Origin of the sequence: Fluviispira vulneris, assembly GCF_014281055.1 — a bacterium.
Taxonomy (GTDB): Bacteria; Bdellovibrionota_B; Oligoflexia; order Silvanigrellales; family Silvanigrellaceae; genus Silvanigrella; species Silvanigrella vulneris.
Genome location: NZ_JACRSE010000001.1, coordinates 732,057 through 757,866, shown reverse-complemented (window position 1 = coordinate 757,866; position 25,810 = coordinate 732,057). Strand labels below are relative to the sequence as shown.

At 34.1% G+C, this 25,810-nt stretch carries 21 protein-coding genes; 9 read left to right on the top strand and 12 right to left on the bottom strand.

Annotation, left to right across the window (positions count from 1 at the left end):
- Positions 1–2: 2 nt before the first annotated feature.
- The 5 genes from H7355_RS03015 to choX form a co-directional block, all read right to left on the bottom strand.
- Positions 3–182, bottom strand: coding sequence for a hypothetical protein (locus H7355_RS03015; RefSeq protein ID WP_130609263.1), 180 nt, complete (start codon positions 180–182; stop codon positions 3–5).
- Positions 183–358: 176 nt separating this feature from the next.
- Positions 359–2,002 carry a choline dehydrogenase gene (betA, locus tag H7355_RS03010; RefSeq protein ID WP_186645030.1) on the bottom strand — a complete coding sequence of 548 codons (1,644 nt, stop codon included), beginning with the start codon at positions 2,000–2,002 and terminating at the stop codon, positions 359–361.
- Positions 2,003–2,015: 13 nt separating this feature from the next.
- Positions 2,016–2,876, bottom strand: a complete 861-nt coding sequence (locus H7355_RS03005; RefSeq protein ID WP_186645021.1) for a quaternary amine ABC transporter ATP-binding protein — start codon at positions 2,874–2,876, stop codon at positions 2,016–2,018.
- The gene (locus H7355_RS03000) at positions 2,873–3,715 is read right to left on the bottom strand and encodes an ABC transporter permease (RefSeq protein ID WP_186645013.1); all 843 of its coding nucleotides are present in this window, start codon (positions 3,713–3,715) and stop codon (positions 2,873–2,875) included. The genes H7355_RS03005 and H7355_RS03000 overlap by 4 nt, the downstream gene beginning before the upstream one ends.
- An 11-nt stretch (positions 3,716–3,726) precedes the next feature.
- A complete protein-coding gene (choX, locus tag H7355_RS02995) occupies positions 3,727–4,671 on the bottom strand; it encodes a choline ABC transporter substrate-binding protein (RefSeq protein ID WP_186645012.1) in 945 nt (314 codons plus the stop codon).
- Positions 4,672–5,077: 406 nt separating this feature from the next.
- Here choX and H7355_RS02990 point away from each other — a divergent pair, with 406 nt between their 5' ends.
- From H7355_RS02990 to H7355_RS15985, 3 genes are all read left to right on the top strand, one after another.
- Positions 5,078–6,652 (top strand): HAMP domain-containing histidine kinase, encoded by a 1,575-nt coding sequence (locus H7355_RS02990; RefSeq protein ID WP_186645003.1) that lies wholly within the window; start codon positions 5,078–5,080, stop codon positions 6,650–6,652.
- Positions 6,653–7,072: 420 nt separating this feature from the next.
- Positions 7,073–7,984: a methyltransferase domain-containing protein gene (locus tag H7355_RS02985; RefSeq protein ID WP_186645001.1), complete on the top strand. Its 912-nt coding sequence runs from the start codon at positions 7,073–7,075 to the stop codon at positions 7,982–7,984.
- Positions 7,985–8,190: 206 nt separating this feature from the next.
- Complete coding sequence (locus H7355_RS15985) at positions 8,191–8,316, top strand: hypothetical protein (protein WP_286190610.1); 126 nt, start codon at positions 8,191–8,193, stop codon at positions 8,314–8,316.
- Between the two features lie 5 nt (positions 8,317–8,321).
- Here H7355_RS15985 and H7355_RS02980 read toward each other — a convergent pair whose 3' ends face one another.
- Together H7355_RS02980 and H7355_RS02975 are read right to left on the bottom strand one after the other, a co-directional pair.
- Positions 8,322–10,202 carry an NAD(P)-binding protein gene (locus H7355_RS02980; RefSeq protein ID WP_186644999.1) on the bottom strand — a complete coding sequence of 627 codons (1,881 nt, stop codon included), beginning with the start codon at positions 10,200–10,202 and terminating at the stop codon, positions 8,322–8,324.
- A 59-nt stretch (positions 10,203–10,261) separates the two neighbouring features.
- A complete protein-coding gene (locus H7355_RS02975; protein ID WP_186644997.1) occupies positions 10,262–10,963 on the bottom strand; it encodes an MBL fold metallo-hydrolase in 702 nt (233 codons plus the stop codon).
- 495 nt (positions 10,964–11,458) lie between these two features.
- Between H7355_RS02975 and H7355_RS02970 the strand changes: the two genes are divergently transcribed.
- Positions 11,459–12,706, top strand: a complete 1,248-nt coding sequence (locus H7355_RS02970; RefSeq protein WP_186644995.1) for a dicarboxylate/amino acid:cation symporter — start codon at positions 11,459–11,461, stop codon at positions 12,704–12,706.
- A gap of 242 nt (positions 12,707–12,948) precedes the next feature.
- Positions 12,949–14,235 carry a hypothetical protein gene (locus H7355_RS02965; RefSeq protein ID WP_186644994.1) on the top strand — a complete coding sequence of 429 codons (1,287 nt, stop codon included), beginning with the start codon at positions 12,949–12,951 and terminating at the stop codon, positions 14,233–14,235.
- A 53-nt stretch (positions 14,236–14,288) separates the two neighbouring features.
- On the opposite strand, the gene mnmG is transcribed toward H7355_RS02965, so the two are convergent.
- Positions 14,289–16,166: a tRNA uridine-5-carboxymethylaminomethyl(34) synthesis enzyme MnmG gene (gene mnmG / locus H7355_RS02960; protein WP_186644992.1), complete on the bottom strand. Its 1,878-nt coding sequence runs from the start codon at positions 16,164–16,166 to the stop codon at positions 14,289–14,291.
- 125 nt (positions 16,167–16,291) lie between these two features.
- Positions 16,292–17,038, bottom strand: a complete 747-nt coding sequence (locus H7355_RS02955; protein WP_222435645.1) for a substrate-binding periplasmic protein — start codon at positions 17,036–17,038, stop codon at positions 16,292–16,294.
- 399 nt (positions 17,039–17,437) lie between these two features.
- Between H7355_RS02955 and H7355_RS02950 the strand changes: the two genes are divergently transcribed.
- The 4 genes from H7355_RS02950 to H7355_RS02935 all read left to right on the top strand — a co-directional run bounded on the left by H7355_RS02950 (position 17,438) and on the right by H7355_RS02935 (position 21,347).
- Entirely contained in the window at positions 17,438–18,073 is a 636-nt protein-coding gene (locus tag H7355_RS02950) for a lytic polysaccharide monooxygenase auxiliary activity family 9 protein (RefSeq protein ID WP_186644990.1), read from the top strand.
- 32 nt (positions 18,074–18,105) lie between these two features.
- Positions 18,106–19,704, top strand: a complete 1,599-nt coding sequence (locus tag H7355_RS02945) for a chitinase (RefSeq protein ID WP_186644988.1) — start codon at positions 18,106–18,108, stop codon at positions 19,702–19,704.
- Positions 19,705–19,811: 107 nt separating this feature from the next.
- The gene (locus H7355_RS02940) at positions 19,812–20,918 is read left to right on the top strand and encodes an NAD(P)-dependent oxidoreductase (RefSeq protein WP_186644986.1); all 1,107 of its coding nucleotides are present in this window, start codon (positions 19,812–19,814) and stop codon (positions 20,916–20,918) included.
- Between the two features lie 30 nt (positions 20,919–20,948).
- On the top strand, positions 20,949–21,347 hold the full coding sequence (locus H7355_RS02935) for a hypothetical protein (protein ID WP_186644984.1): 399 nt from the start codon (positions 20,949–20,951) through the stop codon (positions 21,345–21,347).
- A gap of 8 nt (positions 21,348–21,355) precedes the next feature.
- On the opposite strand, the gene H7355_RS02930 is transcribed toward H7355_RS02935, so the two are convergent.
- The 3 genes from H7355_RS02930 to H7355_RS02920 form a co-directional block, all read right to left on the bottom strand.
- Complete coding sequence (locus H7355_RS02930; RefSeq protein WP_186644983.1) at positions 21,356–22,588, bottom strand: GAF domain-containing sensor histidine kinase; 1,233 nt, start codon at positions 22,586–22,588, stop codon at positions 21,356–21,358.
- A gap of 77 nt (positions 22,589–22,665) precedes the next feature.
- The gene (locus tag H7355_RS02925) at positions 22,666–24,549 is read right to left on the bottom strand and encodes a glycoside hydrolase family 15 protein (RefSeq protein WP_186644982.1); all 1,884 of its coding nucleotides are present in this window, start codon (positions 24,547–24,549) and stop codon (positions 22,666–22,668) included.
- On the bottom strand, positions 24,477–25,808 hold the full coding sequence (locus tag H7355_RS02920) for a glycoside hydrolase family 57 protein (protein WP_186644981.1): 1,332 nt from the start codon (positions 25,806–25,808) through the stop codon (positions 24,477–24,479). The genes H7355_RS02925 and H7355_RS02920 overlap by 73 nt, the downstream gene beginning before the upstream one ends.
- Between the last annotated feature and the right edge of the window lie 2 nt (positions 25,809–25,810).

Below are 25,810 nucleotides of genomic sequence, written 5' to 3'. Positions count from 1 at the left end.
ACTTAAGGCCAGTCGCAAGTCTGGCTTTTTTGATTCCACTTACCACCTTCATTTTGACAGGCATCAATCTGTAAAAAGTGTATATCATAATTGTAATTTACAAAAAGAAAACCATAGTAAGATGCACATGGGAGAAAAAGAAAAGTTGCTAAGATAATAATAATTTTATTAATATTTTTCATGAAAAAATCCCTAAACGTGAAAACAAATGATTTTTATATTTTAGCATTTGTTCTTTTCAAAATCTTCTATGCTTCGACAGTGGCAAAGAAGACAGAGTATCAAATGCCAAAACTTCATTGTTCGCAACAGCTATCGGCGGATTTTTAAATAACTTATCAATAAACTCAGTTTTTTTTTATTTTAGATAAAATGGAGCAGAGGAGGCTGGGAGAGGTGTATTTCCGAGAATAATATCCGCTGACTTTTCTGCTATCATCATGACAGGTGCATAAATGTTTCCGTTTGTGACATAGGGCATAACAGATGCATCAACAACACGTAAATTTTTGACTCCATGCACTTCAAGGGTTTTGGGATCAACTACGGCCATTGAATCGGTGCCCATTTTACAAGTGCATGAAGGATGCAGTGCTGTTTCCGCATCTTTTTTAACCCACTCTAATATTTCTTCATCTGTTTCATATTGTTTTCCTGGGGAAATTTCTCCACCATTGAACTCATCGAGAGCAGCTTGGTTGAGAATTTTACGGGCACAGCGCACGGCTTCAACCCACTCTCTCCGATCTTGCTCAGTAGAAAGATAATTAAACTGCATACTTGGATGTTCGCGGGGATCAGTAGAGCGGATTTTAATATGACCACGTGCATCGGAGTTCATTGGGCCAACATGCACTTGGTATCCATGCCCCCCTGAGGGTGAGGTGCCATCGTAGCGAACAGCTAGAGGGAGAAAGTGAAATTGCAAATTGGGATAGTTCACGTCTTCGTTGCTGCGAATAAATCCACCAGCTTCAAAATGGTTGGATGCTGCTGGACCTTTGCGTTGAAAAAGCCACTGAAAACCAATTTTAGGTTTATTCCACCATTTGAGAGCAGGATACATACTCACAGGTAATTTACATGCATGTTGTATATATACCTCTAAGTGATCTTGAAGATTTTGTCCGACGCCGGGTAAATCTTGAACCACTTTAATACCAAGGGTTTTTAATTCCTCAGCATTGCCTATACCTGATAGTTGTAAAACTTGAGGGGAATTGATTGCGCCTCCGCAGCAAATAATTTCCCCTGCATATATTTTATGAATTTTTCCATAGCGCATATATTCAACTCCCACAGCACGATCTCCTTCAAAAAGTATCCGAGTGGTAAGAGCTCTGCATTTTATACTTAAATTGGGACGTTTTCTGCGGACAGGATGCACATAAGCTCTGGCAGCGGAAAGTCTTCTGCCACGATTGATATTGCGATCGAATCGGCCAAAACCTTCTTGACGAAATCCGTTGACATCATCGGTTAATGGGTAACCTGCTTCTTGCACTGCTTCAAAAAATGCTTTGAACAATGGGTTTTCGCAAGGGCCGGTCTCAAGCAGTAAAGGTCCAGAAAAACCGTGATAGGCATCGGCGCCGATCATACGCGTTTCTGCGCGGCTAAAATATGGCAGACAGTGTTTATAGTCCCATGTTTCCATTCCTGGATCTTTGCTCCATTTCTCATAATCCATAGGATTGCCTCGGATATAAATCATCCCGTTAATCGAGCTTGATCCTCCTAGTACTTTTCCTCGACCATGAAAAACTCTTCGATTGTTCATAAATGGTTCTGGATCAGTGTAATAACACCAGTCATATAATTTGTTACCTAAAGGATACATAAGGCCTGCAGGCATATGTATAAAAATATCCCAAATATAATCTGGGCGACCTGCTTCAAGTACACAGACTTTGTGCGATGGATTGGTGCTCAAACGATTTGCCAGCACACAGCCAGCAGATCCACCACCAATAATGATAAAATCATAATGCTTCACACTCATATTTTCTCCTTGATTAATTTAAAAATACATGGCTTGCTTTAATATCTTCTGTAAATTTTTTAACATTTGCACATGCTGGATTTTCAATTATTTCTTGTGGTTTACCAATTTGTAATATTTTTCCCGAATCCATGATTGCTATACGCGATCCAATTTTTAAAGCTTCGGAAAAATCATGGGTAACAAAAACAATTGTTTTTTTTAATTTTTGCTGCAAATCTAAAATTTCATCTTGTAGTTGCTTGCGGATAAGAGGATCGAGTGCTGAAAAAGGTTCATCCATTAATAAAACTTCGGCTTGGGTGATAAATGCTCGAGCAAGTCCGACTCTTTGTTGCATCCCACCAGAGAGCTCATGCGGATAATGATTTTTCCATTTTTCAAGTCCAACGATTGCTAGTTTTTCTTCAACTTGTTTAAGGCGTTCTTGATGTTTTATACCTTGTATTTCTAAAGGGAACGCAACATTTTCAGCTACTGTTCGCCATGGCATTAAACCAAATTGTTGAAAAACCATTGAGACTTGATGTTTTCTGATTTCTCTAAGGCTACTTTTTGGGCATTGGGTTATGTCAATTTTCTCATTTTTATTAGAATCAAAAAAGAGAATCTGGCCGCGAATTTTACCAATATTTCTTCCGTTCATGCCGTTTAAACAACGTAACAAAGAGGACTTTCCTGAGCCAGATAATCCCATTATGACTAAAATTTCACCTTTATAAACGATGAAATTAGCATTGCTAACAGCAACTGTTTGCTGTAATTCCTGTTGGATTTCTTCTCTAGATTTACCAGCATCTAATGCTTGAAAAGCTTTATTTATTTTTTTGCCAAAAACAAGATCGAGTTGCTTAATACTAAAATGTTCAATCATTTTGTAGCCCCCAATTTCCGCTCCGAATGGGAAAAAATGCGATCGAGTAAAATAGCAAGCAAGACAATACTCATCCCTGCTTCGATTCCTTTTGCAATATTGACAGTGTTAAGTGCTTGCACTACAGGTTTTCCAAGACCATCTGCGCCCACAAGAGCGGCCACCACAACCATAGAAAGTGAGAGCATCATGCACTGCGAGACTCCTGTTTTTATCGATTGCCATGCATAAGGAATTTCAACTGAAAAAAGTTTTTTACGTGTGCTCGCACCAAAGGAATCAGCGACTTCAAGTAATGATGTTGGAACGCTTTGTACACCCAGATAAGTTAGACGAATAACTGCAGGCATGGCAAAGATAATTGTAGAAATAAGTCCTGGAGCCATCCCTAATCCAAAAAGCATTAAGGTCGGGATTAAATAAACAAAAGTAGGAATTGTTTGCATTAGATCGAGAATAGGTCGCATAAAAGAATAAATAAAATGGTGATGTGCACAGAGAATACCTAAAGGAACACCAATCACGATAGACGTAATTGTGGCAAAAAGGACGAGGGTCAACGTTTCTAAAGTTTCTTCCCAATAACCCAAATTAAAAATGGCAAAAAAACAAAATCCTATAAGAAGAATATTTTTTAGACTGCGATTGAAAATGTAAATAATGACTAAGTTAATAACAATAAATGACCATACAGGAAACCACATTAAAATTGATATAACATGTTCAATAATTCCGGAAATTGACTCAGAGAAAAAGCGAAATTGACTTTCAAAAATTTTTGTCAGAAAATTCACTCCCTCTTGTGCCCAAAGCCCAATGGGAAGTTTTTGCATGTGCATTCCTTATGATTTTATTTTTGTGAATTAAAAAGATTTTTTTCAATCGTTTGAAGAGTTGTCTTCGTTCCATCGAAATTATTTACATTTACGATCCATTTTTCTACAGTGGGTAAATTTTGTTTTAACCAAATTTCAGCTGCTTTTTTGGGTTCGATATTTTTATATAAAATCATGTCCATTAATTCGTTTTCATTTTTAACTGTGAATTGAATATTTTTTAAAAAATTAGCTAAATTTGGGCAATCTAAAGCGAAATTTTTGCGAGTTATTGTGTGGACTGTGGATTTACCTTGATCCGGTCCAAAGTAATTTTCTCCTCCTTTTAAAAACTTCATATTGATTTTTGTATTCATTGGATGTGGTTGCCAACCCAAAAAAACAATCCATTTTTTGCTTTTATATGCACTGTAAACCTGCATAAGCATAGCTTGTTCACTTGATTCAACCATTTTCCAATTTTTTAATCCATAAGCATTGTCATCAATCATTTTTTGTATATTTTTGTTACCATCATTTCCTGGTTCGATTGCAAAAATTTTAGTTTGAAATTTATCATTATATTTTGCCAGATCCGCTATACTTTGTACGCCTGCATCATAGACATAGCTTGGGACTGCTAAAGTGTAATTTGCGTTCTGTAAAAGAGTCCCAATTTTTTCTATCTGTTTATTTTTTTCATAAGGTTCTAAAATTGTAGACATTGAGGGAAGCCAGGCGCCCAAAAAAACATCAATATCGTTGTTTTTGAGACTATTAAATGTAATTTGCAAGGAAAGATTTTTTTCTTTAACTTCATATCCCATTGATTTTAAAAGTAAATTAGCAACCGAAGTTGTTGCTGTTATATCAGTCCAGCCAACGTCGGAAATACGGATTGCTTTACAATTTTGATTAGCATATGTTTTTGGGATGAAGAAATTTAAAGCAACTGAAATAAAGAAACAGATTTTACGCATAATTACTTCTCGTTTAGACAATTTATGAATATATAAACTGATATATTCTTATTTATTTGTTGCTGATAATTAAAACAATTTATTTTAATTATCAGCATTATAGTATGACTCATATCAATTGATAATAATACATATACTTTTGCAAGATGTCAAATCAATCTTCTTCGAGAATATTTTGAAATTTATATAATTTTGTTATATATGAATTTTAATTTATATATTTTATAGAATAAGTAAACAAATTATTACAGTAATAATATATAAAAGTTTATAACTTGACAAACTCTTTGATATCGCTTTAATGAATAAGCTTATACGTATGACGTTACAAGCCTTTTTTTATTTGGCTTGTTAACTTAGCGCAATATATAAGTTCGATATGGATCATAAGATTAAGGGAGCTTATGTGAGTTTACTCATCTCACTTGTGCAATTATTTATTATATTATCTTTATGCATTTTTTTGCTAATATATTATAAAAAAAATAAAAAACTCTTAAATGGTATAAATCGTTTTGTAAAAAAATTGCATAATATTAAATCTGAAATGGAGTTAAAAGAAATTGCTTTTGTAAAAGAAAGAAATTTACTTCACTTTCAAATTGCCCATGAAATGAGATCTCCAACTGTTCCATTGCTTTCTTTTATTGCTGCTGTAGAGGGATTGCCAGAAGAAAGTCGAAAGTTATTAAGACAAGCTGTCCATCGGATTCAAGATATTTCTTACTCTATTTTAAATAATAAGCAAAAAAAAGAAGATAAAATTGAAGTCATGCACTATGCAAATGAAAAGCATACTGTACAATTGTTATCTACACTTCTCCAAGATATAATATCTGAAAAACGCTTAGTCTACAAAGAATTTTTAGGTGTGGAAATCTATGCTGAGTTTGGTTTATCTTCTTATGGATTATTTGTAAAAATACCACTTGTTGAATTTAAAAAAGTTATTTCCCAATTGATAGATAACTCAGTGGAAACCATTGCTAATCATGGGAAAGTTAAAATACGGCTTTCTGCAAATTCTGAAAATATCTTTATGTTTATCACTAATAACAGCTATAATAAAAATACAAAGACAATTCCAAAAGTAATATTAAGTGAATCAAATCGTTTAAAAATCTCGACCCGTGGCTCTGCTCTCTGTCACGCAAAATCTGTTGTCGAATCTATTGGTGGTAAATTTGAATTTCGTGTGCAGTTTGGAGCTGAAGCATCGGTGAAAATTATTTTACCAAAAGCGGAAGTTCCTAACTGGTATGCAACTTCGATTCAAATCAAACCTTATTCATATATTGTTATAATTGATGAAGACCCTTCTATTCATAGCTTATGGCAAGAAAGATTTAAAAACTCCTATTTACATGATTATAATATTTATCTCATCCATTTTTCTCAACCAAAAGATGCTATTTCTTGGAATGAAAGCTTAGATTCTTCGATTGAATTTAATAAATATTATTTGTGTGAAATGGAATTTGCAAATGACTCAATGAATGGTTTTGATTTTCTTTCGCTTATTCAATTTGAAAGTAATTTCTATATCGTATCAAATAAGTTTACAGATAATAAAATATCAAACCTTTATGAACAAAAAAAATTCAAAATTATTCCAAAAGACAGTTTGTTTTTTATTCCAATCGATATATTAAAACCTAAAGAAAAACCTTGTGCAGTTCTTATTGAAGAAGATTCTTTGGTAAAAATGATTTGGCACCTAACTGCTCAAAGTAAAAATAAAAAAATAGTTTTATATAGAAACCTTGAAAAATTTATTCAAGATTTTGAACTTTTTGATTGCCATACTCCAATTTATATAGATATGACTTATCTAAGTAAAAAAAGTCAGAATAAATTGGTCGTAAAAATTTATCGGCAAGGGTTTAAACATTTATATCTTATCACGGGCCAGAATCCTAAAGATTATGCAGCCGCAAATTGGATTAAAGGAATTGTGTCCAATCAGCCTCCTTGGTTGTGAATTATAAATCATCAATTGTTTTTGTCTTTATTACGTCGGGTATGCGGAATGTGAGGGGCTTCTCAGGGCAGAGTTGCTGGCCGCAAATGCCCTTCGAACCCACCTCACATTCCTCTCCCCTCTAAATTATGCCATTCGTCACTCTGCTGATTTATGCACTGACGAAATATACGGACACTACTGATTTGATTTATGCTATGTAATTTTAACTTATGCGACGAATTATCGAATTAATGGGCATTGTTGATTTTAGTGAGAATTTAAATAAAAAAATGAAAAATTATATATTTAAAATCTCACAGAATAAAAATTCGCAAATTTTATCCGCAAAATTTTAAAAATACCAAAGAGTCTATTTGCCCTCACTCATATTTTCTGGTAAAAAAATATTTACTCATAATCAAATAAAGGTTTTTTTATATGGAATTTGCACCAGATTATATTAATCTTGAACAAAATTTAGAATTTGCCTTGGAAAATAAATGGTCAGCAAAAGCTATACCAATTGCAGGAGAGTCATTAGAAATAAAGGAGAAAATGTTCCTTTACCATGATGACAAATACAGCAATTATTGGAATATTCGTGAGATATTGCTGCGTGACTCTATAAATTACTCTGAACTGAGTCAATTTATTTATATGCGTTACGGTGGCGATGATCTCGCCCGAAAAACTTTGGAAGATTTAAACACACTTGATTCCAATAAAAGCTATCGCATTCTCAATGCAGGATCAGGGTTTGGTTCTGACATGATTGCGCAAGCCAAAATGCTGCCAAATGCAAAGTTTTGTGGAATTGAGTTCAACAAACGCTACGCTGATTTATCGGCAAAAATAATACAAGCGCTCGGCCTGGAAGAGCAAATTAAAATATACAATGCAAACCTTACGGATCACGATCATATTAAAGAAATACAGGCGAGAGAAGGGTTATTTGATGGTGCATATTCGAATCTTGTTGTCTTACACATAAAAAATAAAGCCGCGCTGTATCAATCTATATTGACTCTATTAAAACCCGGAGCAATTTATCGTAACGAAGATTACACACGACAAGAATTGACAAATCATAAATTCGCTGAAGAGAAAATTGGCTGTCAAAACTTAATGACCATTGAAGAAATGATTCAACTTGCACAAAGTGCAGGGTTCTGTGAATCAAGCTTTTCCTGCTTAACTGATTACTGGCGAGAATTTACTTTGCAAAGAAAAAAGAATTATTTCGAAAATATTCCGAAGAGAAGTAAAAAGAAAGAAATATTTTTTCAGGATGTTGCTGAATTTTTTAGCAATCAAGGCGGCTGCGGTGGAGTTTTTAGACACATTAAGTGAGATATTGTAATATTACTAATTGTGATTTTATAGTCCCATATTGACAAGTTTTTTTTTTATTCTTAGAATTTTATGTCAATACGAATACCTCGAGAATATTATTTAATATTATTTTTTGAAGTGAGTATTGATCTTGTAGGTCAGCAAAATGCAAGATTATGTATAATTTACATAATTTTTTTCAAACAATTTGTGTTGAGGTGCTTATGTCATATTCCATTGAAGAAAATAATGAACATATTTTTGATATAAATTTCACTTCATCAACTATAGAAGTTAGTGAAGAATTAATGTCTTGGCGTTCTTGTAGTACCTGTCTTTGTTTGGATTGAAAACTTTAAACGAGCGTTGCAAATTCTTGCACTGCTCTGTGCGCCATATCAATTGCCACATGCGTATAGGGACTCCAAGCTGAATCTGCATTGGCAATTGTAATATTGCCAAAAGGTTTGGCAGCGAGTTGAATTATTTTTTGGTTCTCATTTTTATCATCAAATAAATCTTTGGCCGCATAGGAATAACCGTGCGACCACCGATTGACTGTGAGAGCTAGAATATCTTTTTTATGATTGAAACCTTGATTGCCAAGCATACGTTGCAGTTGTTGGCGGATATCGTTTTCCATTTCTGCAAAAGGTGTGGTGAGTAATTTTGCTCGTGCGAGGCGTGCTTGGCTCCGGGCATCTAGGCCTGAATCTGGCATCGTTGGTACATAGACCATATGTAAACAGATGGGATCGCTTGGATTTTTTGAGTGAGTGTAGTTTTTAAATTCTACGGGATAATCAATTTTTATCCGAGAGTATTTCATTTTTGGTGCATATATTTCATGGACACCAAGTTGTTTAAATGCATGCCAATTGCGTAAAATAACTTTTGTGTAGACAAGAGCGGCTTTGACATTTTTGCTCAGGGCTAATTTTTGTTCATTCGGAAGATCAGGAATAATATAAGGGATCATCATATTATAGCAGGCCATGACGCAGTGTTTTGTCTGTAATCGATGTAATTTTCCCTCTTTATCTAAATAACCGAGATCTACAAATTTTGCATTTTGTTTTACATTCACAACTGTGCTGTTGAGTCGAATGCGTACGGGCGAATTTTTTAAATCTAATTTTGCATAGTCAAATTTGGCTAAAATTAGATCGTCCATTGTGTTACCTTTAGCCACCTGCGGGATCATTTTACGAACAAGTAAACGAGCAATGGAGGCATTGCCATCGGGAAAATGATAAATATATGGATCATTTAAGTCATTATAAGCTTCACCGGTTAGTGGCGGAAGATTCATCCCATCAAGCCCAGGTAAATCAAGGCAACGTGCTTCAAGAGCGGAAATGCTGTCTACACCAATTGCAAAGAAGTCATTGCTACGCGCTTGAAAATAATTTGCAGCATGTTTGCTGATTTTTGCATGTTTCGTTAAGAATTCTTTGTAACTGATTTTTTCCAAATACTTTATTTTTTCTTGTACTGTTTTTTCTGGGAGGTAATCGATTTTTTTTTCATGTAAATTAATCAGTGATATTTTATCTTCTTTTGATAAGGGAAAGTCATTTATAAAATCTTTTACACTTCTACCGTTAATTCGTTTTGGATCAATGTCATCTGCCACAGCTCGCCCAGGATCGCCCGCAACCATTTTGTCTACGCCAAAATCTTCTTTGTTAAAAAATACAGCACGGCTTAAGCCAAGATCTGGATAAAAGTTTTGGCGAAATTTTGATCCTAAATAGTCAATATCCACAGATAATTCTTTTAAGAGATCAACTGCGATTTTACTATAATTCGTTTTTGGTGACTGTAAGGATTCTGTGCCTCCATAGGCTAAGATCAATTTTCCATCAATATGAAATTCATTTCTTTTTGCATGGCCACCAAAGTCGTCATGATTATCGAGGATGAGGATCTTGGCATTTTTTCCGAATTTTTTTTGGTAAAAATAAGCTGATGAGAGGCCACTAATTCCTCCTCCGACAATAATAGCATCATATTTTTCTTCTACTGGGGAATTTTCAAGTGGAAATTTCATATTTTCACGTCCGAGTTTATGAGCATTCTCAAAAGAACCCGGATGATTTCCTCTTAATCCTGTTAACTCTGGTGGGTAATAATTATTTTTAATAGGTGCTGCATTTAAAACATCGAGTGGGGTTAAGCCAGCAGCTATTGATATAGAAATCCCATTTAAAAAATCACGTCGGCTGATACTCATTATTTATTCCTCTATAATATTTTGATAAAAATTGGATTTTAACTCTTTAAATATTTTGATTAAGAAATTGGCATTAAACCTCCTAGTAAATTTGCAGGGACCGACTCCTTAATTTTTTTCGGTGGGGGGAGGTTCCAAGAATTCAGATCATTTTCAAATTCGTTTAAACTTTTATGGAGCAGTTGCTTATTTGTAATTTTTTCTTCTTGAACAGTTGAGACAAAACGGCTTTTATAATCATGACCAGGGTAAATTAGGACATCATTTGGGAGAGTTATTATTTTTTTTAAAGATTCATACATATCCTTATTATTTCCTGATTGAAAATCGGTACGTCCACAGCTTCCGATAAACATACAATCACCTGTGAGAAGTCTATTGCTATCAACTAATATAGAAATACAATCCGGAGTATGACCAGGGGTTTCAATAAATTGCATTGAAATATTCCCAATATGCAGAGTTTCTCTTTCAGTTACTTTTTGATGCTTATATTGAACTTCACTTTTTGCACTGAGTAAAACCACTGAATTTACAAAATGATTTTTTAGTTGATTAACAGCTGTAATATGATCTGCATGTAAATGAGTTTCAATTAAATATTTAAGCTGCCAATTATTTTTTTTTATTAGACTTAAATATTCATCTGTGTTCTCATGCACAGAGTCGACTATAGCAATTTCATTCGTATTGCTGTCGCCAAAAATATAGGTATAGGTATTTGAGACTTTATCAGTCAATTGTCTAAATATGAGTCCCATATGAGCTCCTTTAATGACATTAACAAGGCATAAGTAAAATATTCAAAGATTGATTAACGCAGTTTCATATATCATTTTGGATTAATTTTCTAGTCATTTTTTGAAGTCTCAGTCTAATATTTCAATAATGTGGGATTGTAATGCTTTTATCTAACGACAATATTTAGACCCATTTCTCAGAGTATAGAAAAAAATGTTTTATATATTTGAAATATACTCACTATTATGATAATAGTCGGGAGTTATGATTAGATTCAAGATTTCGTAAGGGGATCAAAACTTGAAAAATGTAATAATCTCCATAGTTAAACTTAGCAATGACCAACCGCTCACCTCAAACACGGCGTTAAGCAACGCATGTGCTTATTCTTCCTTCTGTTGTTGTTAAATCATTCATTTATTATCACATTTGTTAAAATAAAATATAATTATTTAAAATAAATTAATGAATGTTTATATGTCTTTTTCATTTAAATTTTTATAGAGAGTTTATATATGACCGCAGTAATAATACCTAAAAAAAGAAGTATCTATAAAATGCCCCTTATTTATTTATCTATGATTTTGTTAGGTGCTGGGTGTGGCCTCTCAAATATTGAGATTTTACATTCAACGGGTTTATTTATTTCAGATTTATTTATTAAAATATTTAAATGCATCAGTGTGCCCATCATTTCTCTTTCTCTGATTGTAACCCTGTCGGGTTATAATTCTGAAAAATCGATGAAAGCTATCTGGCAACGCACTCTTTTTTATACCTTAAGCACCACGCTCGGAGCTGCGACTGTGTGTGCTGTTCTCTATTACTTTATTAAACCAAGTAATGTGAATTTCTCTCAAGCAAATTCTGCACCTGTTGTGAATACGGATCTTAGCTATTTTCAACATATTTCAAATATCTTTCCTGCGAATATCATTGCTCCTTTTTTAGAAAATCAAGTCATGGGGGTTTTGTTGATTAGCATATTAGCAGGAGTGGCTATTCGTTTTATACCTGATGTAGAATCAAAGAAAACAATTACTAATTTCTTTAAAGGTGCCCATGGTCTGTTTCTCGTCTTAACTAAATGGATTGTAGCAGTCATACCTCTTGGTCTGTTTGGATTTGTAACAGCGACAGTGATCCAATTGCGTGACGGAATGGATTTAAAAGGGGTGGGTGAGTTTTTAGCTGTGGTCGTCTTAGCCAATATAGTACAGGGCTTTATCATCTTACCATTGTGGTTAAAATGGAATGGTGCAAAGCCCTTTCAAACAATGCGTGGAATGTTGCCCGCATTGTCTTTAGCTTTTTTCTCAAAATCATCGGCAGGTACTTTACCTGTAACCATAGAAAGTGCAGAGAGTAATTTAAAACTGCATCCTACAGTCACTCGTTTCGTTTTACCCCTTTGCACAAGTATTAATATGAATGGGTGCGCAGCCTTTATTTTTGCCACTGTTATCTATTTAATGCAAAATAATGGTGCCGACATAACCATTGCTACGATGGGACTTTGGGTGGTAATTGCGAGCATAGCTGCAGTGGGCAATGCTGGGGTTCCGATGGGCTGCTTTTTTCTCAGTGCCAGCCTGCTTGCGAGCATGAATGTGCCAATCACTCTCTTAGCGGTTATATTACCTTTTTACAGTATTATCGATATGGTAGAGACATCCTTAAATGTCTGGTCTGATTCCTGCGTTGCTAAGGTCGTAAATGATAAGTTAAATCTAAACAAAAGTGTCTTAAATAAAGCTTCTTAACAAAGAAAACAATTCACAAAATAGCCCACCAAAAAGTGAATTGTTTTTTGACATTTAACGATCTAGACGCTTTAAAAATTTTTAAAACTTTGATTTTATATATAAAAAATAATTAATAACTCGCCAAAAATAAGTAAAAAAAATTTACAATAAAATAAATTGAAACATTTATGATTGCAAAGAGTATGAAATATATGAGGTTTTGCTTGATTTGTCTTTCGATATTAAAGGAGAAATTATAAATGTTAAAAAGTAAGACAAAAAAAATCACATTATTAATGAGTGTTTCTTTATCTGGAATAGCTTTTGCGAACTCTTCAAACGGAGAAACTAGGCAGATTCAATCTCAACCAAATAATGAGATAGTAAAATATAATATTTATGCTGGGAATAAGTTGCTAAAAAGCAATTATAATATAAGAGGAAAACGCTCAACAGGGGAAAATCGATTATCAGATCCTATTCCATCATATCCCATGCCCAGTTTTACGAACATTGATACCTACGTAAATTCCCATAATGGAGCATTTCCCATGACTTGGGGAATTGAAAATCAACAAAATTGGTCTCCTGCAAGGTCATATGCGAGTTTAGGATACAAAGATATCGGCACAGAACTTGTCTGTACCGATCCAACTGGTTGTCATGGAGTATTGGGAGTAGAACGAAACATACAAACTACGGCTCCCTTTCTTCCTCCCGACAGTCCTCCCGGCAAAAGCGTCGGTTTTGTTTTAAGAGATATTAAAACAAACACTGTAAGTTGGTTTTATGTTGAAGATTACAATGACAGTTTTGATAAATTCTTTGCTGCCACGGGAGATGGCAAATTCAAAGAAGTGACTCCTTCAGTAGATTCTTTTGATTTAGCAATTGAATTCAATGCTAAATATGGAGAACCTATTGGTTATGTTTTAATAAAATCAAACCCCAATGAGTCTTTTAAGGTTTGGAATGGAAACAATGGATCTCCGGCGAATTTGCAACAAATTACGAGTGGTGATGGTTCTGAATCCTTAAGTTCAGGGACTTTCTGGCAGTTGGCATGGGAAAGCCAAGTGGGTCGAGGATCTGCATTGAGCAATACCATTTCTGTTACGCATGGTTTGTCAAAGACAGAAACTTCAAGCTTAGGTTATCAGTTGGGTGTTAAAGAAAGTGCTGGTTTTGATGGACTTTTTTCAACAGAAATTAGCACAAGTTTTCAACAAAACTGGGGTTGGTCTACAAGTGTAGATGATCAAAAAACATATTCCACACAAATATCGTTTCCGGTCGACAATGACCACGATAGGGGCGTTGCTTATTATAACTTAATGCTTGGCGTCCATACCAATGCACCCCAGCTTGAAAAGTTTTTAGACCCAAGCAATCCGAATGGGTTCAATGCCCAAATTCAAAATAACTTTGTGCGATTGCAAATGGCTAAATCTTTGCCAACTGGAGTGTTAGGAGCGGAAAACGCTGTGGATGCGAAAGCTCCTTCAGGTGAATATATATATGGTACTTTGACAGTTAATAGAACTTAAAATTAATCGTTACTTTAATTTTAAGATACTAAGAAAAACACAATGCCTTTTCGCTATTGAAGGGGCATTGTGCTTCTTTCTCTATCGATCATAGTGTGCAGTAAAGTAACTGCTGCAGGAGTGATGCCGCTGATACGCGATGCTTGCCCCAGAGTGCTTGGGTTGTGTTTTTTGAGTTTTTCAACGACTTCTTTAGATAAACCGCTAACTAATGTATAGTTAAAGTTTTGTGGGATCCACACATGATCGTATGTGCGCAGTTTGTCACATTGCGTTTCTTCTCTTTTAATATACCCTTCATATTTTACTTCTATTTCGACACAACGTAACACGCGGAGATCGTAATCTGAAACGAAGCCTGCTTCTTTAAGGAAACGGACATTCACTTCGGGTCTTTTTAAATATGCATCGAGCGTAACGTTTGTTGAGATTTCGGGTAAACTATTTTCCAATAATTTTTTATTTAACTCGGGTGTTGGATTTAACCAAATACTTTTTAAACGTGCACGTTCTGAAGATATTTTTTGAATACGGTCTTTAAATTTTGCATAGACTTCATCTTCCACCAATCCAAGTTGGTAACCATACTCGGTGAGACGTGCATCAGCATTGTCTTCGCGTAATTTCAATCTATTTTCAGCTCGACTTGTGAACATTCGGTAGGGTTCATTTGTCCCTAATGTAGTCAAATCATCAATTAAAACGCCAATATAGCTTTCAGAGCGGCTTAAGATAAACGGTTTTTTTCCACTCACTCGAAGAGCAGCGTTTATACCTGCAATCAGCCCTTGCGCAGCGGCTTCTTCATACCCTGTTGTTCCATTTAACTGACCTGCAAAATAAAGATTTTTAATTTTTTTTGTTTCTAAAGTTGGGTGCAATTCTGTCGGTTGCACAAAATCATATTCAATTGCATAACCTGGCTTCATAAGAACTACATTTTCAAAACCAGCAATTGTTCTTAAAAATTCTTCTTGCACATGTATGGGCAAGCTCGTGCTGATCCCATTTGGATAAATTTCGTGGGTTTGATAGCCTTCAGGTTCAATAAAAATTTGATGACTGACACGGTCAGGAAATTTTACGACTTTGTCTTCAATGCTGGGACAATAGCGTGGGCCAATTCCTGTGATGATACCACTGTAAAGTGGTGAGAGATGCATGTGGTTTTTAATAACTTCATGAGTCTTTTCATTAGTATATGTTATATAACAGGGAACCAAAGGTTGGGTGATTTTGTCTGTTCTGTTGCTAAAAGGAACAAAATCAGGGTCACTGTCCTGCCGCTCTAAACGGGAGAAATCGATGGAGCGAGCATCAAGTCGAGGTGTGGTGCCTGTTTTCATCCGTCCCACTTGAAAGCCATAGTCTTTTAAAGCTTGAGCAAGCTCTACACTTGCAGGTTCACCCGCTCGTCCGGCAGTGATTCTTCTTTCGCCAATATGAATCAAACCATTTAAAAATGTACCTGTGGTTAAAATAACACAGTTGGAATGAACGATTTGATCGAGAGAGGTCTTCACCCCATAGACACAATTTTCATCTAATATAAGGGAAGAAACAGTATCTTGTAAAAGATCAAGATAAGGTGTGTCTTCAAGTGTTTTTCGCATATATGTGCGATAAAGATCCATATCTGCCTGTGCGCGACTCGACCAAATGGCTGGGCCTTTGCTCTTATTCAAAATTCTGTATTGAATACCAGTTTTGTCGATGGCAGCGCCCATTTCGCCGCCTAAAGCGTCGATTTCTTTTACTAAATGTCCTTTTGCTGTTCCGCCAATTGCGGGGTTACAGGACATCTGTCCAATGCGATCGATGCTCATTGAAATAAGAAGTGTTTTCTTTTTCATACGTGCAGAAGCAAGAGCTGCTTCACAACCCGCATGACCTCCTCCAACCACCACCACATCATAATTTAAAGAACGCATAATAAATAACCCCCAAAAACACAAAAAGCCTATTGTCATAGTTCATGACAAGCTTGTGTTACTTACCTGCATTTGTGTTGTGATTCAAGGGAAATTGGCAAAGAGTGAGGCAGCTGGGAGATTCCTTATTTGTACTTTTTATTTATCTTTTCAATAGTTTTGTCCTTATTCATCTGACTAAGGAGGTCATTGAGTTTCTTAATAAGAGCGTCATCCGTTCTTTTATTGAAGGCAGCATAGAGTTCGCTTTTTTTAATTGTAAAAACCTCAACAATATTTCCCGTTTTCTCTGATTTACTGATATAAGGGCCAAGTAAAGCGCCCGTTGCCCAGAGGTCAATTCGACCCGCTTCCAGTTTAAAAGCATTTTGCACTTCATTGTTGGCGAGAATGAGTGATTTGCCAGATATAAAGCCATTTTTCTTCAGATATTCAGCGGTGGCATCGTCATTGTAACCGCCAATCTTATACTTTTTAGCGTCTTCAAGTGTGTTTATTTTTATTTCTGAGCCTTTTTTCTTAAAAAAAACCCAGTTGCTTTCACCGATGGGGCCTACCCATTTAAACAGGTTTTCTCTTACAGGTGAGCGAGAAGTGGCAAAAACCACGGTATTTGGCTCTTCAAGGGCCAATTTATAGGAATGTGCCCAAGGATATATATTCAATGTGTAATCAACTTTAGCACGCTTGAATAATTCTTGCATGATTTCTACTGAAACACCGACAATACTTTCATTTTCAATCATATTATAGGGTGGATAATGTTCAGTGACAGCTGTTATTTTAGTCGAAGCATGAAGATGAATGAAAAAAAATAAACTAAAAAGAAGAATCAAAAATCTAAATATTCTATTTATTTTTAGAAGCGTCATCTGCTTTACCTCACTCCTTATTAATTATTCATAATTATAATAAAAATTGTTATATGTGAAATAATTTTCTAACAAAAAAATGGCAGAAAATGCATTCTAAAAATAATGCTGATTTTTTCAAAAAAAATAATAGGCAATGGAAATATATTTTGAAATTTTTAGTCAACTGAATTTGTTGTTTTTCTCGAGATTTTTCTGGATAAAATCAAATTTTTCCGTCAAAATTTAGACGAATTAAATTTGTTAAAAAATAATAAGTTTGTATTATTAAAAATAATTGTCTTTTGCTGGCTATCTAAATTTCACAAAAAAACTAAATATGGAGGATAAATAAAAAGTATATAGGCATATCTAAGTAACTGTCTACTTAAAACTGAATAAATTTGGGAGTAAATGATCATGAATCAATTCACACAAAGAGTTGTGTTCTTGAGGTTTGTTACCTTTTCATTTTCTATAGTGCCACTGCTCAGTTTTGCACATGGTACTATAGAATATCCTATCAGTCGTGTCTACAGCTGCTATAAAGAAGATCCTGAAGATTTAAAATCTGCAGCTTGTAAAGCCGTTGTTAAAGAAAATGGTACGAATCCACTTTATAACTGGAATGGGATTAATCAAGCAAATGCAAATGGAAAACATAAACAGGTAGTACCTGACGGACATTTATGCGGTGGTGGTAATAAAATGTTTACGGGGCTCGACTTGAATCGGTCAGATTGGAACACATCGTTCATAAAACCCGTCAACGATAAATTCACTTTTGTTTACTTAGCTGCTGCACCACATGCAACAAAATATTTTAAGTTCTACATTACAAAAGATTCATATGATTATTCTCAGCCCTTAAAATGGTCTGACTTAGAAGATGAACCCTTTTGCACAATAAATAAAGTTACTTTGACAAATCAAAGATATTATATGAATTGTGATTTTCCAGAAAATAAAAAAGGTAAATATCTTATTTATAATATTTGGCAAAGATCAGATAGTCCAGAAGCTTTTTATTCATGTTCTGATGTCTATATAGATTAAAGATAATAGAAATTAAATACATGGAGAATATTATGAATTTTTTGCAATTTATTCCTTTTATTGTTTCTGCTTCAGCATTTGCTCAACAAGTTGTCCCTCCTGAATGTTACAAAGCAATTTCTAGAAATGCATGGGGTACAAATTCAACAATAAATATATTAGCTAAGTGTACAATTGATTTTACTGCAGGGGGGACCATTGCATTTAAAGGCGATCATACAGGAACACCTTGGGGAACATTTCCTGGTGGCTGGATGGATTTTATTAATATTCCAGAAGGATATTTATACAAACCCAGCACAAATGACAGTCATATTTTAAATAATGGTGACACTCTTATACTTGAATACTCTGCTAAGACAGCGGCAACACATATTGCATTGTATACAGGTGCAAACCCACCTCCTCCTCCCGTTCCGACTTATGGTGTATTGCAATTTACAAATTCAACTGGTTATAATTTTACTGCTCATTTAAATAATGAAGACAACCCACAAGATATCGTAATTAATGGTACGGATTTAACTGAGAAAACTTTAGTTGGAAAATATTATATTTCTATCCCACCATTAAATAATAACGGCAAGATATTTGTGATAACTGCAGAGCCAAATCCTGTTATTTTAGCAGAAAACCAAACTGTAAATGTATCATTTTCAGCCAAGGAAATTGTAGCCAACAAAATATTTTTTCCTTATATTGAAACCAGTGCTTTAACTGATCCAACGCAGCCAAAACCAAATGGTTGGTTGTATCCTTTTTCAAAACTATCTGATCTCGTTCCAATAGGGATATATAATGTAACACTTGCTTTTGTTTTAAGTGATGGAAAATGTGGTGGCGATTTTTATTCTCAAAATTACAATGCCAATTTAAAGGAACAGATAAGTGCATTTCAAGCAAGTGGTGGCCGAGTTATAGCTTCATTAGGAGGCGCTAATGGTCCCTATATTGAAGAGCAGTTTATAGGTAATCATTGTAATGTGCCTGGTGAACATAAAGAAGTTACTTTAGCTAAAGCCTATGAAAAGTTTATTGATAAGTATAATATACGCTATTTGGATTTTGATATTGAAGGATCTGCAATTTCAAATACAAGTCAAGTAGATTTAAGAAACAAAGCCATCGCAGTGTTATTGAATAATCCAAAATACGCTGATGTAAAAATTTCTTATACACTGCCTGTACTACCAACAGGAGTGCTTGAAAATAGTATTCATTTATTAAAAAATGCAAATACAAATAAAGTTGTTGTTGATAGAATTAATATTATGACAATGGATTATGGAGCAGAATTCCCTCCAAATAGAATGGGTGATAATGCTATACAAGCAGCTGAAAGCTTGCATAAACAAATTACACCTATTTATCCAAATGCAAGTTCAACTGAGCTTTATAATAAAATCGGTATCACTCCAATGATTGGTTACAATGATGTTCGCCCTGAAGTTTTCACACTTGCAGATGCTTCTCAAGTTTATATCTATGCTCAAACTAAAGGAATTGGTTTACTTTCGTTTTGGAGTTTAAATCGCGATCATGCATGTGAGAGTGGAACTGTCTCAGGTGTTTGCAGTGGAATTCCAACGCAACAGCCATTTGATTTTGCAAAAAAGTTTTTGGGTCAATAAATGGCAAAAGCAATCCTCTCTTTATATATGATAAACTATATTGCCTTCGACCGTCTTTCACTTTAACTTAACAGTTAAAGTGAAAGAAAGATTGGAGGCAAACCAGCATGGAATACATTTTCAAATCAATTAAAATCGAAGAATTGAGAAAAAGAACATATTTTTTATATAAAGATGCAGAAGAAGTTTATGAAAAAAAACCTCTTTCTGGCATTCGCATTTTGCACTGTGCTCCTTTAACATTCGAAAGTTTATGTAAAGTTGAGCCTCTTGTCCTTGCAGGTGCTACTTTAACAATGACAGGTTACCCTAATTTAATGGATCATCCTGAAGTAGAAGATTTAATCATTAAAAGTAATATTAAATATGTTCGTGATTTTAATTATATCAAAAATGAATATGATATTTTTCTCGATTATAATGCCCGCCTTTTACAGGCAGGAACACCAAAAATTGGCACAGTTGAATTTTCTCAATTGGGTGGAGAAATCTATAAGAAGATTCATTTAGATTATCCAGTTATTTCACTTGATGACTCTCAGACAAAAATTATTGAATGCAAATATGGTACGAGTGAATTATTTGTTCAAGCTTTTAAATCAATCACGAGTGAAGATCTCAATAATAAAAATGTTGTTTTAATTGGCTGTGGAAAATTAGGATCCGGATTATTGGAAATTCTATCTAAGAAAAAAGCTAAAATAACCATTATTGACAATAAAGCAACTGCATTTGAATTGGCTCGGTATTACTCTGCTGCATTTATTGATAGTAAAGAAGTTGAAAAAATAAAATCAACTCTGAAAAAAGCTTTTTGTGTCGTATGCTCTACAGGAATAAACAATTTAATATCGAAAGAATATAAATTAAATCCGAGTGATTTTTTTGATGCTTATTTAGTTGATATGGGTGGGGCGGATGAATTTGGAGATTATTTTCCAGAAGAAAGAATTTTAGCAAATAAAAAACCAATTAATTTTACTCTTGAGCATCCTTTTGTTATGGAATATATTGATCCTATATTTTATGCGCAAAACTTATCCGTGTACCTTTTGTTGGATAAAATGTTCCCTTTTGCTGGTTTTTATCCATTTCCAAAAGAACTTGATCAACAAATAGTCAATATTTTTGAAAGAAACTATCTTAAGCCGAGTATAGAATGGCATAATATGAAGGGAATTGAGACCGTTGATGTCTTTAAAAAAGAGTATTGAATAGTTTAAACTTTAGCTATGGATAAAAAAATGCCTAAAGTGTTTTCATATTTATCGTTGTTAATTTTGTTTAATATTCCTATTTACGCTAAAAAAATGATTGATAAATGTAGTGTGTGTGAAGCAAAGTGTGGCGAGAGTTTTCATTATAAGAAAAACTGGACACCAGCAGAAATCCGTCTCGAAATGTACAATAATAAGCATTTGGTATTTGAACGATCCGGTGATAGTATTTTGAAACTCTATTTAGATGATGCGATAATGACTTATACGAAAGATACACTTAAAGTTACGGAAAAGAATAGAGAAGAACAAAATGAAAATCCATTTTATACAGTAAAGCATTATTTTAATTTTTCATATAAAGGAGAGAGAATTTTTCGCATAGGCTGTTATTGTTGTGCAGAGTGTGGAAAAAAATGTGAATAAATTTTTGCTTATTCTTCTACATATGTTGGAAGCTGAATGATAAAAGTAGACTTTTCATTGAGATCATCGTGAATAAGGTTACCATTGCAATCAGAAATGATCCACTTTGCTAAATTTAAATCGATACCCATTGACGCTTCCAATAAATGAGTTGGAAAAAGAGGATTCATTATATTCTTTTTTATATTCGGATGCATACCTGTGCCACTGTTCAAGATGCGCACAATAAGATTGTTTTTATTATCGGTTTCTAAGCAAGACATTTTAATATTAATCCATTTCTCTTCTTGATCTAGGACAGCTTCATATGCATTCATTATGACATTATAAAATGCGTGTGCTAAATTAATAGGTCTACATTTCAATTTAACGCTCGGAATTTCATCAATCACTAAATATATTCCACTATTAATAATTTTTGTTTCGCAAAGAATGAGCACCTGGTTTAAAATCTCAGAGAAATCTCGTACTTTGATTTCTTCAAAATCTGAAACCATTGAAAAATCACATAAAGAATTAATAATATATGAAATACGTTTGCTTGCATTCAAAATAGAATTCAAATCTTTTAAAGCATCTTGCTGTTCAAAAGCATGTTCGCTTTTTATTTTGCTTTCTAATAAATATATGCGGCCAAGAATAATTGATAATGGATTATTTATTTCTTGTGAAATACCAGAGCTGATATTAATTACAGATTTTAGTTTTTCATCATGAATAATTGATTTTCTTAAAAGAATGAGTTCTCTATTTTTCTTATAAATTTCAAAATAGTTTACAACTTGTTTTGATAATGCACGGAGAAGTTCGAGTTTATCTTCGTCTAAATAATTGGGTTTTTGATCAATGACACAAATGGTTCCAACATTATAGCCGTTATGAGACTTAAGTGGCATTCCTGCGTAGTAGCGAATGTAGGGTTCTCCTGTTACTAAAGGATTATCTTTAAAACGGGGATCTTCTGTTGGATTTGCAACGATAAAAACGTCGTCTTGTTGAATGGCGTGGGTGCAGAATGATATTTCCCTTGGAGTTTCCTCAACATCAAGTCCAACTTTTGATTTGAACCATTGTCTGTTTTCATCAATTAATGAGATGAGAGCGATTGGAGTATGACAAATACGTGATGCTATTCTTGTTAAACTATCAAGATTAAAATCAGGGGGGGTATCTAAAACAAAATAATTATTTAATTCCTGCATTCTCAATTCTTCATTTGACACAGTTGGATTATTTTGCATATTAAATTCCTCGATATGAACTCGTCTAAAATAAATATATATTAAAAAATGAATTTATTTTTCAAATAATTGACATGCTATTTAATTTTTTTAAAATTTTCGTTTGTCCATAAATAAAATGCATGACTCCAAGCAAGAGGCACAACCCAAAGCGCTTTTCCTGTTACAGAATGTATTTGCTCTGGAAAATAACCAGCTTCATTGCTGAGGTTAAGAGTTTTTTCAAAGATATCCTGCGCTATTTTCTGAAATTCTGGTTTTAAATGAGCCAGGGAAAGAGCGGCTTGTGCCAGCCAAAAGCCTGAGAGAATCCAGCTATTTCCTCCCATATAGATGTCATTTTCATAGCGCAGAGCTCCCATCTTTGTCGAAAGCTTATCATAACAAAATTCAAAAATAGATATTTTGAGTGCATCTTCAATTGGAAATTCATTGAAGGGAAATATACAGGATAAAAGGGAGATATCTGCTCTGAGATCGCGGTTATTATGAGGGTCAACTCCGCGAGCAAATCGTTTTTGTTTTGTTACATATAAGTGATTGTAACAGAAATTTTCGCAGTTTTTTATTGAATTTTTAATATCTTCTTTGAGTTCAGGAAAAAGTGGTAAGGTATTTACTAAAGCAGAATGTGCACAAATATGTGAATAAAAATGTAAACCATAAAATTCTTCCCAGAGGTCAAAACTATTTTGAAGGGAGCCTTTTTCATTAAAGTCGTTGATTAGTTTTTGTACTCCTTTTTTAATACAGAGGAGAAATTTATCATTCTTTTCGTAACGAATAAATTCAGTCAACGCAACAATAACAAGACCTATTTGATCTGCTTGCAATTCGCACCAACTTGGTGCTTTGTTACCTTGGGAGTCGAAACGTTGAAAATAATCTCCACTTTGACTTTGTATTTGACATAAAAATTGTAGTATGGGACGCGCATCCTCTATATATCCACATTTTATTAAACTCAGAGCACAAAATGCAGCATCTCTTGGCCAAATAAATCCATATCCACCACTGTGTTTAAAATCAGAATCACACTCAGGTGCTGCAAGAATTCCACCATTTTGATCAGTTAATGATTTTAGAACTGAAAGAGAAACATCTTTTAAATATTGTTTCTTTATTTCTAGATTGCTTAATATTTTTTGACGTTGGTCTTCGATTTTATTTTTATTCAAAGGTTCATTAGGGATATTTATAGAGGGATCTTTATCTAAATAAAGAGCAAATTTTTGCTCAACTTCTTCTTGCTGAAAGCCAAATTCATAAATAATTGAGATCTTTGCAGTAAATAAATTATTATTTTCTAGCGATTGTGTGAGAGTGAGTGGTTGAGTGCAAGCAGCTGCATATACTTGACCCATTTCAATTCTACGAAAGTGATTGGGGTCGCGTAAAAAAAGATCGATCATTTCTCCCATGGTTGTGCTGTTTTGCGCTTGGATTGCTCGGACGTATTGGAAATGAGAGAACTGGGAATCATTACAGGCAGCAATTCCAACCCAATAATTGCTATTGTAAGCGAAAATTAGGTCTTCTCCAGTTTCTGAATAAACAGCTTGAAATCTTTTTTCATTGTGCATTTTCCAGCTTGATAATAACCAAAGCTGAATTTTTTTGTCCGCAAATTCTATTGGTATTTCGAAAGACCATTGTTCTATGAGAGCAGACCCATTAGGAATTACTCTTTTTATTATTTCAATATTTTGAAAGCGTGGATGCTGGATATTCCAATGGACAGCTAAGGCATTTTCTTTTGCAAAAAAAGATATACTAAGCCCATCGCGAATTTTATCAAGCCAAATGCTTTCGCCATCTATTGCTAATCCACAAATTGAGAAATTGAGATGCGAATGGTGTGCGTCTTTAAAGGGCCAAAAAAGTCCTTTTAGTTGTCCATCTTCACCAAGACAGGCGAGGATATTGGCTGAGGCGACGATGCTTGAATAGTTTTCGGACATGCTGCATTCTCTCCGATATGTCCATATGCTTGAATTAACACGTTATTTTTGGTTAGTTCTTTTTCCTTTATTTTTTCGGCACATTTTAATTCAAAATCTTCTAAAATATTGACATAATCTAAATAAGCTTCATAAGGACTTTCAAATGGACTAAAATACTTGTGCACATCTCCATCATTAGACCATTTTATACACATATAATAAAAATGGTCACTTGTAAGAAGTCTTCTCCACTCTTCGGTTAATGAATCATCTTTAAGGGAACTGATTTGTTTCTTTAAGCTGTAAACTTTTGCGAATGCATCTTCTTGTATACGATTCCCAAGCCATGCGGATATATCACGTTCTGTATCGGCCCAACTCAGCGGTCTATCGATATCAAGAGGAGCCTGAGCAGAAAATTTTTGTGAAACTTCTGATACTGTTAAAAATTCGAAACGTTTGTCTAAGGTCATATTGCTGATAAAGTTTTCAAGGAATTCAAAAATACCTGTGTCGGCCCATTGATGCTCTCCAAAGGTTTCATAATCCATAAATAATCCAACAAACTCATGTGTGCCATCCAAGAGTTTTTCAAACCAAGCATGATATTTTTCAGGTGTCAGAGGCCATGATTCCCACCCACGGTTTGAAAAGCGAAAGGCTAAGTCATCAGAAAGCTTATAACTTTTAGGTAATAATTTTAAATTTTGCTTTTCGGGATGATGAAACACGTGGTGCGGATTCCAACCCTGTGGAATAAAGGGATCCCATCCTTCAACAAGGCAAGTGTTAAAACCAGCTTTCTCTATCAGTTTTCCAATATTGTTAGAATATATAAGTTCTGTGTTGCGGAATGCTGAGACTTCTCGATCAAAAAGTTTTTTAATATTTTTTTTGTGTAGATCAATTTGGGCAAAAAATTCTTCTTCATCGATCAATGCTGATAAACTGTGATGAGACGTTTCACAAATAATTTCTGCATTTTTGAGAGATAATATATCTTGATATAGTTCAAGTAATTTAGGATCATATTCTTCACACTGGGCTAAAAAAGTTCCTGACAATGAGAATGTTACTTTAAAACTGGTTGGATATCGCTTTAGCAGTGAGGCAATTAATAAACCTGCTGGCCAATAACATTTTTTTGCAACTTTTTCAAAAATTACCTGGTTAGAATCAGAATTAAAGTAATTTTTATGCTCACCAATATCTTTTATTCTATAATGATTAATACGAAAAGGCTGATGCACTTCAAAATAAAAACACAAAGCAACCATTT